The organism is Streptomyces bluensis, from assembly GCF_014650715.1.
In the GTDB taxonomy this organism is placed as follows: Bacteria; Actinomycetota; Actinomycetes; order Streptomycetales; family Streptomycetaceae; genus Streptomyces; species Streptomyces bluensis.
This window is the reverse complement of the sequence record NZ_BMVM01000010.1, coordinates 169,070-181,803: the sequence shown is the minus strand read 5'-3', so window position 1 is coordinate 181,803 and position 12,734 is coordinate 169,070. Positions and strand designations below refer to the sequence as shown.

Here is a 12,734-nt window from a genome sequence, read left to right as displayed (position 1 = left end):
TGGTCGAGCATGGCATGGGCCACTGACAGTGAACAGCGAGGGCTACGCCTGCTCCGTCAACCGTTCGAGGCGATCGCGCTGGGCCCGGGTCAGCCGCAGGTCCGCCGCCGCGAGGTTCTCCTCCAGGTGGTCGGTGCGGGTGGTGCTCGGGATCGGGAGGACGGCCGGGGAGCGGTCGAGGAGCCATGCGAGCGCGACCTGGGTGGCGGTCGCACCCAATTCGGCAGCCACGGCGGCGACCTCGGCCCGCTCACCCGACGTGCCGTGCGCGACGGGCCGCCACGGCAGGAACGCGATGCCCGCCGCCGTGCACGCTTCGAGTACCGGGTCGTGTTCGCGGTCGAGCAGGTTGTAGCGGTTCTGCACGCTCACGACGTCGACGATCTGCCGCGCCTGGTCGAGTTCGGCGACGGTGACCTCCGACAGTCCGATCCGGCCCACCTTGCCCTCGGTCTGGAGCTCCCGCAGCGTGCCGAGCTGGTCGGCCAGGGGCGTCTCCGGGTCGATCCGGTGCAGTTGGAGCAGTTCGACCCGCTCGACGCGCAGTCGGCGCAGTGCCTCGTCCACCTGGTGGCGCAGGACCTCGGGCCGCCCGTCCAGCCGTGCCTCGCCCGACGGCAGCCTCGCGATGCCGACCTTGGTGGTGACGAGCAGGTCCTTCGGGTACGGGTGCAGGGCCTCGGCGAGGAGTTCCTCGTTGGCTCCCCAGCCGTACATGTGGGCCGTGTCGATCAGCGTGACGCCCAGCTCCACGGCCCGCCGGGCGAGCGTGAGGGAGGCTGCGCGGGCGTCGGCGGGTTCGGCGGACAGGTGCATGGCGCCCAGTCCGAGTCGCCGCACCTCAAGATCCCCGCCGATCCGGAACGTGGTCCTGGTTCTGGTGGTGGTCGTGGTCCTGGTCGGTTCCATCTGCCGTCTCCGTCCCCCTCGGCCGCCTCCGCATGCATGGCCAATTGGTTACGTTAACAAGGGAGTTGAGTATGCCGCCCGGTATTTTCACTCACCTTCCCGCCGCCTCCAGCGCCGCCCGCAGATGTCCTTCGCTCTCCTCCAGGAGGCGGGACGCCGTCGGCGCGTCGACCCCGCCGAGGATCGTGAGGATCGCGTTCTTGACCTCGCCGTCCGTCGCCGCGAGGGCCCGTTCGATCTCCTCGTCCGGCGCACCCGTCGCCAGGGCCACGATGCGGCGGGAGCGGGCGCGGAGCTTCTCGTTCGAGGCGCGGACGTCCACCATCAGGTTCCCGTACGTCTTGCCCAGACGGATCATCGTGATCGTCGAGAGCATGTTCAGGACCAGCTTCTGCGCCGTGCCCGCCTTCAGCCGCGTCGAACCCGTCAGCAGTTCGGGACCGACGACGACCTCGATGCCGTGGTCCGCGGCGGCCGCGAGCGCGCTGTCCGCGTTGCAGGACAGGCCGATGGTCAACGCGCCCCGTTCACGGGCGTACTCCACCGCGCCGAGCGCGTACGGGGTGCGGCCGGAGGCCGAGACCCCCACCACCGTGTCGGCGGAGGTCAGGGCGAGTGCGTCGAGGTCGGCCCGTGCCAGTTCCCTGGAGTCCTCGGCGCCCTCGACCGAGGTGACCACGGCCTCGGGGCCGCCCGCGATCAGGCCGACCACGCGGGTCGGGTCCGTGTTGAAGGTGGGCGGGCACTCGGAGGCGTCCAGTACGCCCAGCCGCCCGGCGGTGCCCGCGCCCGCGTAGACCAGTCGGCCGCCGCGCTCCATCCGCTCGGCGAGGGCGTCGATGGCGGCGGCGATCCGGGGCAACTGCGCGGCGACGGCGGCCGGTACGGTCGCGTCCTCGCCGTTCATGAGCCGCGCGATGTCGAGGGTGGGCAGTCGGTCGATCTCGGCCAGCTCCGGGCGGAACGCCTCGGTGGTGAGGGTCTCCAGCTGGGCTTTCAGATCGGAGTGGGAGTCGGAGGGGGACGTACGGGCGGCGGAGGCGTTCGTGGGGGAGGCCATGGCTACGGGCTCTTTCCGTGCGGTGTGGTGGTTCGTCGGGGGAGGGGGCGAAGGAGGCCGCGCCGCCCCTTGTCGCGCCCCTTCAGGGGCGATGCCGGTGCGCCAACGCCTCGTACGAAGCGGACAGCGCCGGCGCCGCCGTCTCGTACGTCCGCTGCGCCACTCCGACGAACAGGCAGTCGACGACCAGCAGCTGACTCGTCCGGGACGACATCGCCGCCGGCCGCAGCTCGCTCTCCCGGGCCGTGGACGTGGTGAGCACATGATCGGCGTACTGACTGACGGGACCGTCGGGGCGCCCGGTGACGGCGATCGTCGTCGCCCCGTGCTCGAACGCGACCCGCAACGGCTCGATGACGTCGCCCGTCGAACCGGAGTGCGTGATCGCGATCGCCACGTCCTTGGCGGCGAGTTGCACCGCGTTGGTGACGGCGAGGTGCGGGTCGCTGTGCGCGTGGGCTATGAGCCCTATGCGCAGCAGCTTCTGGCTGAGGTCCTGGGCGACGAGCCCGGACGCGCCCACGCCGTACACATCGACCCGCCGGGCCCCCGCCAGTGCCGTGACCGCCGCGCCGAGCTGGACCGTGTCGAGCGCGGCCGCGGTGTCGGCGAGGGTCTGCTGCTCGTCGTACGCGAGCTTCGCCACCACGTCGGCGAGGGGATCGTCGACCGCGATGTCGGCGGTGACGGCGGGCGCGCGGCCCGACTGCTGCTGTGCGGCGAGCCCGGCGAGCGCGAGGCGCAGGTCCCGGTAACCCGGATAGCCGAGCAGACGTGCCGTACGGACGACGGTCGCCTCGCTGGTGCCGGTGAGCTCGGCGAGTCCCGTGACGGTGAGGGCCGCGCAGCCCGCCGGGTCACCGGCGACGGCCTCGGCGACCCGTTGCATGGATCTGGTCATGGACGGAGCGAGTGTGCGCACCTTGGCCGCGAGGGCGGCGGGAGCCGGTGGCGCACCACCCCCGAAAGTTTTCTTCACGTGGCTGCTCACGCTCTGAAAGGTATTTTCCGAGCTGCCGTACGGTCAAGGGTGAGCACAATGGGGGCATGGACCCCACCGGCGATCCCCTCAGCCCCGGCGACCGCGTCAGCCCCCTGGAGCAGGCACTGCACGCCGCTCGCGCCCTCGTGCTCGCCGACCTGATCGCGGGCGAGGTCGCGGACGCTGATGTCGTCTCGCTGGTCGAGAACTCGGTCGTCGAGCGCCGGTGGTGGGTCGAGCAGTGGCCCGAGGGCGCGGGGTACGTGGCCGGGCTGGTCGCGCAGGACGTCCAGGACGCGCTGCTGGAGCGGTACGGGCGCTGGCCCCTGTGCCCGGTGTGCCCCTCCGGCGATCCACACGCCCTCGACGTCGAGCCCGAGTTGGGCACCGACCCGCACTGGGTCTGCCACAAGGCGGGCGTGAAGGTCGCGGCGGTGGGCTCGCTGGGAGCGGCGGCCGGCGGGACGACGACCTCGTGACGCTCTACATCGACCCGCCCACCTGGCCGGGCCACGGCCGCATGTGGTCGCATCTCGTCAGCGACGAGTCGTATGACGAACTCCACGCGTTCGCACGGGCCCTGGGCATTCCCGAGCGTGCCTTCGAACGCGACCACTACGACATCCCCTCGCACCGCTACGCGGACGTGGTGCGCGCGGGTGCCGTGGAGGTGGGCGCGAAGGAACTGCTGCGCAGGCTCACGCAAGCGGGCCTGCGCCGGCCGAAGCGGCGCGGGGCGGCACGGGAACCCCGGTGAGGCTCCCGCGCGCGTACGCCGTTGATGCTTTCGTGCGCGTACGCCGGTGCGGCCCCCGTGCCCGCGTGCCCGTGCGTCAGGACCGCAGCCGCAGTTCGTAGGCGAACCGCTCCCCGTCGTCGCTGACCCGCGTGAACCCGGACCGGGTGACGACCCCTTGCGAGGGGACGTTGTCCTTGTCGACGACCGCGAACAGCGAGCGGACGTCCTCGCGCCCCCGCGCCCAGCCGGCCAGCGTGCGCAGCGCCTCCGTGGCGTAGCCGTGGCCGCGGGCCGCATCGACGAGGTCGTAGCCGATCTCGGTGCGGCCCTCCTCGTCGGGGGCGCCGTGGAAGCCGAGGGCGCCGAGGGCGCGGCCGTCCTCGTCGCGGACCAGGACGTACATGCCCCACTCCGCGCGGAGCGTCCCCGTCTCGTACAGCTTCACGATCATGCCCGCGCCCTCGCGCGTGCCCTCGACCGGGCCGCCCTCGATCCACGCGAAGCCGCCCGTGCCGCCCGCGGCGAGATCGGCGGCTGCGGCCGGGGTGACGCCGTGCAGCGCGAGCCGTTCGGCGGGGATGACCAGGGGGTTGCTCCAGCGCCACGCGGTGACCGGGGCGCGGCCGGGCAGGTCGCCGCGGCCGGTGGCCCACAGGAGGGTGGGCCAGGGTTCGGGGCCCGGCCGGACGTGCGGGAAGAGGCGGGTCAGGACGTTCTGGCAGAGCTCGGCGGAAGGCTCGTACGGCAGGCCGAGGCCCTCGGCGATGTCGTGCGTGTGCAGGAGGACCTCCGTGACACCCATCGCGGCGAAGCCCTCGCGGTCGGCGGCGCGGAAGGGGTACGGGTGGAAGGCGCGCACGTCGCGCGGGGTCGTCTGGACGGTCACCGCGAGCAGGGTGCCCGTCGTCCCGATCACGTCGAGCAGGCCCGTGGTGTCGGCGCCGTCCTCCAGGATCAGCTCGAAGGGCACGTACGCCTCGGTCGCGCGTCCCGCCAGCTGACCCGCGTACGCGAGGAGGTCGGACGCGATGTGCACGGCCGTCTCATGGCAACTCCACTCCAGGCGGCCCGCCCTGGTGCCCTCCCAGTCCCGGTGCGTCGCGGTCCGCAGCAGCGCGAGCGCGTGTCCGACGGCTTCCTGTACCTGGTCCCCACCCATTGGTCGCATGGCGGCGAGGATAGGGGCGATCACGTGTCCGTACGTACGGGTTTATCGGCAGGTACGTGCTGACCGGCCCGGTCGGGTGGGTCGGGTGTGCCGTCCGCGCCCGCACCGGTGATCACGCGCGACGCGGAAGCCGTACGGGTCGTACGTGCCGTACGACGGTGCAGCCGCAGGGAGACCGCCGTGGCGCCGATGGCCGTCGCCGTGAGGGCCGCGCCCGCCCAGGCCGTGGACGTGAAGCCGAAGCCCGCGTCGATGACCGCCCCGCCGAGCCAGGGGCCGCCCGTGTTGCCGAGGTTGAAGGCGGCGGTGGTCGTGGCCCCGGCGAGGGTGGGTGCGGCGGCCGCGACGTTGAACAGCCGGGCGTTGAGCGCGGGCGCGGTGTAGAAGCTGGACACGCCGAGGAGGAAGGAGAGGACGACGGTGAGGACCGCGTACTCGCCGAGGAGGGCCAGCGCGACGAGGAGGACCGTCGAGGCGCCGGTGCCGCTGAGCAGCACGCCGAACAGATGGGCGTCGGCGATCCGCCCGCCGACCGCCGTACCGATCAGCGCGCCGATCCCGAAGAGCGCGAGCACGGTCGGCACCCAGCCGTCGTCGAGCCCGGCGACGTCCGTGAGCAGCGGCGCGAGATAGCTGAACGCGCAGAAGACCCCGCCGGCGGCCAGCGCCACGACGGACACGGAGAGCCAGACCTGGGGGTCGCGGTAGATCCGGACCTCCTGCCCCAGCCGGGGCCGCTCGTCGGGCACGGGGAGGGTGGGGATCAGGAAGACGACCCCGACGAGCGCCATCCCGGTGGCGACGGCCACGGCCCAGAACGCCGAACGCCAGCCGAAGTGCTCCCCGAGGAAGGCGCCCGCCGGGACACCCAGGACGTTCGCGATCGACAACCCGCCGATCATCACGGCGAGCGCGCGGGCTCGTGCGCTCACCGGCACCATCGCCACCGCCACGGCGGCCCCCACCGCCCAGAACCCCGCGCAGGCCAGGGCACTCAGGACCCTGGAGGCGAAGAGAACCGGGTAGTTGGGCGCGAGAGCACCCGCGACCTGACCGAATCCGAAGACGGTGATCAGCGTGATGAGGGTCGTACGGCGGGGCAGCCGCAGCGTGGCCACGGCGAGCAGCGGCGCACCGACCACCATCCCGATCGCGAACGCCGAGATCAGCAGCCCCGCCCGGGGGATGCTCACTCCCATGTCCTCCGCGAGGGGCGGCAGCAGCCCGGAGAGCATGAACTCGCTGGTGCCGAGAGCGAAGACGGACAGGCCGAGGACATAGACGGCGAGGGGCATGCGGGAGCGGTCGGTGCCGCTGGGGGACGGAGTGCGGGAGGGAGTTCGGGGCGGAGTGCGGCGCGGAGTGCGGGAGGGCATGTGCATGGGCAACGCCGGTGGCGGGGTCGGCATTCCCGCCCCACTGTCACCGGACCGTCCGCCGGACCGCCAGCCGCCCGCCTCTCAGGACCCGCCGCCTCTCAGGACCCGCCGCCTCTCAGGACCCGCCGCCTCTCAGGACCCGCCGCCTCTCAGGACCCGCCGCCTCTCAGGACCCGCCGCTGAGCCGCTCGATCTCGGCCGCGATGTTCCGGCGGGCCGGTGCCTCCCACTCCCGTTCCCCGTACGGCGTCCGGAACAGCCGTGGCAGATCGAGGAGTTGGCGCAGTACGGCCGCCCGGCCCGTACGGAAGGCGTCGTCCGGAACGAAGGAGTACTCCTCGCGGACGGCGGCCGCGTACCGGGCGTACGACTCCGGGGGCGCGGCCAGAACGGCCAGGTCCGCGTCGCAGAGGACGGCCCCGTTGGCGTCGTCGTCGGCGGGATCGTGGGTGACGGTCAGCCGGACCAGACGGGCGACCTCGTCCGTCGTCTCCTGCGGGACCCCGGCCTCGGGCAGGGCACGCTCGGCGAGCCGCGCCGACCGCTCCTCGTTCGTGGAACGCTCCGGCAGGTACACCGCGTCGTGGAACCAGGCCGCCAGCCGGACGGCGTCCGGGTCGTCGGCGTACTCCTCCAACTCGTCGACCCGGTCCAGGACGGCCGTCAGATGGTCGAGCGTGTGGTACCGGCGCTGCGGCTCCGACCAGCGCTTCAGCAGGTTGTCCGCGTAGGGGTACGGGTCTGGGTGACAGGCGCCGTCGCGGGCCGCCAGCAGGGTGCGCAGCCAGCGGGAACGGAGGGCGTCAAGGGCGCCGGAGGTGTTCGGGCCGTCGGAGGTGTTCAGGGCGTCCGGGTCGGGCATGGAGCCATTGTCCCGGTCCTGCGGAGGGACGGAGGCGGGCGGTGCGGCTCAGCCGACGGCAGCGTTGCTCGGCTTGTCCCTGCATGACAAGGCGTCGATCTCCTCGGGCGTGGGTCTCGCTTCGTCCCGGTCGGCCTTCGGGACCTTGGGCAGGTTGTTCTCGAAGTCGCGATCCCAGTCGTTGCCGTTCACGTAGGTCCGCAGGGCGTCGCGGAGGCGCTCGCAGTCCTCGCGATGCCCCTTGAGCATGGCGATGCCGTAGTCGTTCGGCTCGCCGAACCTGATGCCGGGCACGACCCTGAGGCCGCGCTCCACGTTCATGAAGCCGTAGAGGATCAACTGGTCGGTGGAGACGGCGTCCACCCGCTTTTCCCGCAGCGCTTTGATGCAGTAGCCGGCATCGTCCTCCTCGACGGTACGAATCTTGTCGTACGCCGGGCCCTTCAACTCCTGGGCGGACGTGGTGCCCTCCCAGACGCAGACGAGCCTGCCGTCGAGGTCGTCGTGGTCCTTGTACTGCCCGTAATCCTCTTCCCGCACGAGGATCCCCTGCTGCGTGGACGCGTAGGGGCCCACGAAGTCGAGCCCCTCTCCGCCTTCGTCCTGCGGCTTCATCCGTTGTGGGGTGATGGAGAAGGTCGCGGCCACGAGGTCCAGGTCGCCGTTCTGCAGGTTGGCCGCGCGGTTTTTGGAGAGCACTCCGCTGAAGTACGGCGAGTCGACGTCCACCGCGGTCAGCAGTTCCCGCGCCACGGTGACGTCGAAGCCGTTGAACTCACCGTCGTGCGGCTCGAAGCTGGTGCCGGGTTGGTCGCCCTTCGCGCCGACATGGACCTTTCCGTCGTCGAACATCGACTCCTTCGAGGAACAGCCTGCGGCGAGAGAACAGAGCAGGGCCACCACGGTCGCTGTGCGCAGGACGCGCGCCCGTGCCCCCGTTCTGGCTACGGTCATGTGCTCTCACTCCTGTTCGCTGTCAGTTGTGGAGTGTTCCGGTCGCCTTCGCCAGCCGCATCGAGCAGTTCGCTTCGGTCTGCAGGGTGAAGGTGAACCGGAGTTCTCCCTTGTTGCCGCCGAGGTCGAAGTCGACGGTGTCCTCGGCGGTCACCTCGTAGTACGCGTGCGGGGTGATGCCCGCGGTGACCGCGGTGACCGCGGCCGTGGTCTTGTGGACACACGTGCCGGTGCTCGGCTCGTTGTCGACGGTGGTCAGTGAAAGGCGCAGCTTTTCTCGGGGTTCTTCGGGGGTGGGCACTGTGAGGGTGAGGGGCGCGGAGCGCGGACCGTTCAGGGGCTGGGCGCCATCGATACGTATCTCAATGGGAACCTCGCCGGTGTCGGCGACGTTCTGGAAGGCCAGGAGCCCGGCGATGGAGAAGAGCACGGACAGGACGGGGAACGTGACCCGGGCGACGCGCTTTCGGCGGTTGCCCTTCTTCTCCCCGCACTGCTGCTGCGCGGCGTCCCTCGGTTCCGCCTGCTGGGGCCGCGGAGCACCGCGGCCGCGGTCGGGGAGGCCGGTCACGACGGAGCAGCCGGCGGTGACGAGTGCGGACGTGCACAGCAGGCCGAACACCACGTACTGCCTCAGCGGACCGCCCGGCCAGTACAGCGCGGCGAGGACGAGACCGACCACCTCCAGGATCAGGAGCCACGTACCTGGCTTCGAGGGCGCCGCTTTTGACAGGTCGACCCACAGGTTGTTGACCGTGTGGGCCTGGGTGACACCGCCCTGCTGCTGTCCTCCACTCACACTGTTGTGCGTGTCTCTGTTTCCGGACACCAGGCTTCCCCCCTCCGTGAACCCCACCCGTATACCCCGGAGATGCCGTCAAGCCAGAGAGTAAATGCTCGTTGACGGTGTGTGGAGTGTAATGCGAGTGGCGCGCAGGACGGAGCGGCGTTCGTGCGGAGATCCGTGGGGAAGGGCAAGAGGGGCGGAGGGGCGGGCGGGTCGCCCCGCCGCATAGCGTGGTCCCCATGGTTGCTGCTGCATCACACGACGAACGGGACCCGGAACTCCCCGGCCGACTGCTGACCGCGGAGCGCGACGTACTGATTCCCCTCCTTCGGGGGCGCCCGGAGGACGACTTCGCGGCCAGGACCTGCTGTCCGGGCTGGACCGTGCGGCACGTACTCGCCCACTGCTCGTCCGCGTTGGCGCGGGTGGTGGAGAACCGGTTCGAGGAAGGGGTCTTCAGCCCGGAGTCGAACGACCGCGACATCGCCGAGCGGGACGGCTGGCCGGTGGCGCGGATCGTGGACGAGCTGGAGCGGGGCATGACCGAGGCCGGGCCGGTGATCGCCGGGGCGGGCGGCGCGCTGGACGGCATCGCACTCGGGGAGTGGGTGCACGCGGGGGACGTACGCGACGCCTGGGGCGCACCCGGAGCGTACGGGGGAGACCAGGTGGAGCCCGCCCTGGCGCTGCTGGCGTGGCTCAGCCGTCAACGGAAGCACCTCGCCCTGCACGCCGACCTCGACGACGTGGACGAGCCGCTGCTGCTCGGCGCGCCCTCCGGGGAGCGGTCACCGGCCCGCTACCTGGGCGACGCGGCCACCCTCGTACGGCTGTACTCGGGGCGCCCGTTGGTGGGGACGCGGTACGAGCTGGCGGGAACGGCGGAGGCCGACCTCAATCTGTTCGGCTGATCCGCCGTACGCTGGAGAGTGGACTAGACCTGTAATCGGTTCGGTGAGGGTAACCACGGGAAGGGGTCCCATGACCACGCGTGCGCTCCTGGAGGTGATCGCCCTCGACGCCGAGGACGCGGTCGCCGCTCAGGCCGGAGGGGCCGACCGGCTGGAGCTGGTCACCGACATGGGCGCGGACGGACTCACGCCGACGGCCGGGACCTTCGCCGAGGTCAGGGCGGCCGTGGACCTGCCGGTGCGGGTGATGCTGCGGGCGGCGGACGGGTTCGCGGCGGGGGACGTGGACGCGTTGGTGCGGGTCGCGTACGCCCTGCGCGCCGCCGGGGCCGAGGAGTTCGTGCTCGGGTTCCTCGGGGAGGACGGGCGGCCCGACCTGGAGGCCGTCGAGCGCCTTCTGGACGTGCTGGACGGCTGCCGGTGGACCTTCCACCGGGCCGTCGACCGCGCCGCCGACCGTGACGCCCTGCGCAAGCAGCTCGCGGAACAGCCGGGGCTCGACACGTATCTGACCGCGGGTTCCGCCGAGGGCGTCGACGACGGGCTGCCCGTCCTGCTCGCCGAGGCCGCCCGGCGTGGCGAGCCCGGCTACAGCCAGCGGCTCATGGCGGGCGGCGGCCTCCGCCTCGACCACCTCCCGGAGCTGCGGGCGGCCGGGGTCGACGCCTTCCACATCGGGGGCGCCGCCCGTCCCGGAGGCTGGAGCGCACCAGTCGCCGCCGGCGCCGTACGGGAGTGGCGTACGGCGCTGGACGCGTCGCCGGACGCCTGACTCTCCGCACCGCGTACGGCTCAACGGCTCAACGGCTCAACGGCTCAACGGCGCAACAACTCAGGCGAGTTGCGGCGGCAGCCCTGCCGCGTGCGTCACGATCAGGCCCGACACCGCACGGGTGAGCGCCACATAGAGGCGGCGCAGGCCGGTGCGTTCGTCGGGTTCGCCGTCGACGACCGCCCGGGGTTCGTCCAGGACCACGTAGTCGTACTCCAGTCCCTTGGCCAGCGAGGCGGGGACCAGGGTGAGGCGCCTGTCGGGCGTCGTCTCCTCGCCGGGGTCGAGGTGGGCGATGCCGGCCGCCGAGAGCGCCTCGGTGAGGGCGGGGACACGGGCGTCGGCGGCGATGAGACCGACCGAGCCCTCGTGGCGCAGCAACTCCTCGCAGGCGGCGACGACCTGGGCGTCCGGGTCGTTACCGGGTGTGGTCGCACGGAGGTCGCGGAGCTCGAAGAACCCCGGGTTCTCGCGGACCGACGCCACCGGGGTCAGCCCCGGCGCGATGTGGGGAAGCAGCCGGGACGCGTACGTGATCACGTCCGTGGGCACGCGGAAACCGGCCGTGAGCTCCTCGACCACGGCGTCGCCCTTGCCGAGGTGGGCGAGCGCCTCCTCCCAACTCCGCGTCGCCCAGGGCGTGGTGCCCTGCGCGAGGTCGCCGAGCACGGTCGCGGACCCGGTGGTGCAGCGGCGGCCCACCGCGCGGTACTGCATGGGGGACAGGTCCTGCGCCTCGTCGAGCACGACATGGCCGAGCGAGTGGGTGCGCTGGACGAGGTCGGTCGCCTCGTCGATCAGTACGGCGTCGGCCGCCGACCACTTGGCCGACTTGACGCTCCGGGCCGGCCTCGCCCACAGGATCGTCTTCTGCTCGTCGTCCGTGAGGACACCGTCCGCGTGGACGGCGAGGAAGTCCGCGTCCGTGAGGAGGCGCAGCACCAGTTTCGCGGGGTCGACGGGCGGCCAGATCGCCTTGACGGCCGCCTTCACCGCGGGGTTGCGCGCCACGGCATCCTGCACGCGGTCGTCCGGCGCCTCGCCCGAGCGCTCCATCTGGACGAGCACCGCGTGCGCGATCCGCTGCGGCAGAGCCTCGCGGGCGGCGCCGTAGCGCATGTCGCGCTCCAGCAACTCCCGGACGATGTCTTCGAGTTCGTACGCCGGGACGCGCCAGCGACGCGAGCCGCGCACCACCACGACCGGCTCGGTGGGCATCGTGACGTGCGAGCGCACGGCACGGCGCAGCACCTGAGCCATCCGGGCGTCGCCCTTGACGACGGCCGCTGCCGCGTCGTCGGTGCCGCGCACTTCGACGTGTGCCACGAGGTCGTCGACGGTTGCCTGCTTCACCTCCAACTCGCCCAGCGCGGGCAGCACTTGCTCGATGTAGTGGAGGAAGGAACGGTTCGGTCCGATGACGAGGGTGCCCGTGCGGGCGAGACGCTCACGGAAGGCGTAGAGGAGATACGCGACGCGGTGCAGGCCGACGGCCGTCTTCCCGGTGCCCGGACCGCCCTGCACACAGACCGTGCCCGCCAGCCCGCTCCGGACGATCTCGTCCTGCTCGGGCTGGATCGTCGCCACGATGTCGCGCATCGGACCGACGCGCGGGCGCTCGATCTCCTGCTGGAGCAGCTTGCTGGTGGTGGCCGCCTCGGAAGGGTCGGAGAGGTGCTCGTCCTCGTAGGCGGTGAGGTCGCCGCCTGTGTACCCGAAACGGCGGCGCAGACCGATGTCCATCGGGTCCCGCTTGGACGCCCGGTAGAAGGGCTGCGACACGGGCGCACGCCAGTCGATGACCATGGGGTCACCGGCCGCATCGTGCACATGACGGCGCCCGATGTAGAACCTCTCCCCTTCCGCGCCCTCCGCCTGCTCGGCGCCCGGGGCGTGGAGGTAGTCGAGGCGGCCGAAGAAGAGGGGCGTGTCGCTGAGGTCGGCGAGGGCCTTGATGCGCTCGCTGATCTGGTGCTGGAGCGCCTCCGCGTTCACCCAGTTCGCGGTGACGTCACGGATGTCGAGCGACTCGACGTCCTCCCGCATGGTCCGCAGCGCGGCCCGGGAGGAGGAGAGATGGGCCCGCTCACGGGCGAGCGGGTCAGTGGGATCGGCGGGATCGGTGGGGTCGGCGGGATCGGTGAGGTCGGCGGGCTGGGTGGACACGGGTTCTGCCTCCGGGCGTGACGGTGTGCCGACCGGTGGCGCGGG

The 12,734-nt window shown here is 71.9% G+C and carries 13 protein-coding genes; 4 read left to right on the top strand and 9 right to left on the bottom strand.

Annotated elements, in window-relative coordinates; genetic code table 11:
* Window positions 1-42: 42 nt before the first annotated feature.
* From IE262_RS24225 to IE262_RS24215, 3 genes are all read right to left on the bottom strand, one after another.
* The gene (locus IE262_RS24225; protein WP_134033437.1) at window positions 43-909 is read right to left on the bottom strand and encodes an aldo/keto reductase; all 867 of its coding nucleotides are present in this window, start codon (window positions 907-909) and stop codon (window positions 43-45) included.
* A 91-nt stretch (window positions 910-1,000) separates the two neighbouring features.
* Window positions 1,001-1,969 carry an N-acetylmuramic acid 6-phosphate etherase gene (murQ, locus tag IE262_RS24220; protein WP_189876450.1) on the bottom strand — a complete coding sequence of 323 codons (969 nt, stop codon included), beginning with the start codon at window positions 1,967-1,969 and terminating at the stop codon, window positions 1,001-1,003.
* Between the two features lie 82 nt (window positions 1,970-2,051).
* Window positions 2,052-2,960, bottom strand: coding sequence for a MurR/RpiR family transcriptional regulator (locus tag IE262_RS24215; protein WP_134033443.1), 909 nt, complete (start codon window positions 2,958-2,960; stop codon window positions 2,052-2,054).
* A gap of 56 nt (window positions 2,961-3,016) precedes the next feature.
* Here IE262_RS24215 and IE262_RS24210 point away from each other — a divergent pair, with 56 nt between their 5' ends.
* Together IE262_RS24210 and IE262_RS24205 are read left to right on the top strand one after the other, a co-directional pair.
* Window positions 3,017-3,430, top strand: coding sequence for a DUF8819 family protein (locus IE262_RS24210; protein ID WP_189876448.1), 414 nt, complete (start codon window positions 3,017-3,019; stop codon window positions 3,428-3,430).
* On the top strand, window positions 3,427-3,708 hold the full coding sequence (locus tag IE262_RS24205; RefSeq protein ID WP_134033449.1) for a DUF4031 domain-containing protein: 282 nt from the start codon (window positions 3,427-3,429) through the stop codon (window positions 3,706-3,708). Before IE262_RS24210 ends, IE262_RS24205 begins: the two co-directional genes overlap by 4 nt.
* A 76-nt stretch (window positions 3,709-3,784) precedes the next feature.
* Here the strand turns inward: IE262_RS24205 and IE262_RS24200 are convergent, their stop codons facing one another.
* From IE262_RS24200 to IE262_RS24180, 5 genes are all read right to left on the bottom strand, one after another.
* On the bottom strand, window positions 3,785-4,858 hold the full coding sequence (locus IE262_RS24200) for a GNAT family N-acetyltransferase (RefSeq protein WP_229877435.1): 1,074 nt from the start codon (window positions 4,856-4,858) through the stop codon (window positions 3,785-3,787).
* A 20-nt stretch (window positions 4,859-4,878) separates the two neighbouring features.
* Window positions 4,879-6,153 (bottom strand): Cmx/CmrA family chloramphenicol efflux MFS transporter, encoded by a 1,275-nt coding sequence (locus IE262_RS24195; protein ID WP_189876445.1) that lies wholly within the window; start codon window positions 6,151-6,153, stop codon window positions 4,879-4,881.
* Window positions 6,154-6,403: 250 nt separating this feature from the next.
* Complete coding sequence (locus tag IE262_RS24190; protein WP_189876443.1) at window positions 6,404-7,099, bottom strand: HD domain-containing protein; 696 nt, start codon at window positions 7,097-7,099, stop codon at window positions 6,404-6,406.
* Window positions 7,100-7,147: 48 nt separating this feature from the next.
* Window positions 7,148-8,053: a transporter substrate-binding domain-containing protein gene (locus IE262_RS24185; RefSeq protein ID WP_189876442.1), complete on the bottom strand. Its 906-nt coding sequence runs from the start codon at window positions 8,051-8,053 to the stop codon at window positions 7,148-7,150.
* A gap of 22 nt (window positions 8,054-8,075) precedes the next feature.
* Window positions 8,076-8,852, bottom strand: coding sequence for a hypothetical protein (locus IE262_RS24180; protein WP_189876440.1), 777 nt, complete (start codon window positions 8,850-8,852; stop codon window positions 8,076-8,078).
* Between the two features lie 227 nt (window positions 8,853-9,079).
* Between IE262_RS24180 and IE262_RS24175 the strand changes: the two genes are divergently transcribed.
* Both IE262_RS24175 and IE262_RS24170 read left to right on the top strand, forming a co-directional pair.
* A complete protein-coding gene (locus tag IE262_RS24175) occupies window positions 9,080-9,751 on the top strand; it encodes a maleylpyruvate isomerase family mycothiol-dependent enzyme (RefSeq protein WP_189876438.1) in 672 nt (223 codons plus the stop codon).
* 70 nt (window positions 9,752-9,821) lie between these two features.
* A complete protein-coding gene (locus IE262_RS24170) occupies window positions 9,822-10,523 on the top strand; it encodes a copper homeostasis protein CutC (RefSeq protein WP_189876436.1) in 702 nt (233 codons plus the stop codon).
* A gap of 60 nt (window positions 10,524-10,583) precedes the next feature.
* Here IE262_RS24170 and IE262_RS24165 read toward each other — a convergent pair whose 3' ends face one another.
* Complete coding sequence (locus IE262_RS24165; protein WP_189876434.1) at window positions 10,584-12,689, bottom strand: HelD family protein; 2,106 nt, start codon at window positions 12,687-12,689, stop codon at window positions 10,584-10,586.
* Window positions 12,690-12,734 lie beyond the last annotated feature (45 nt).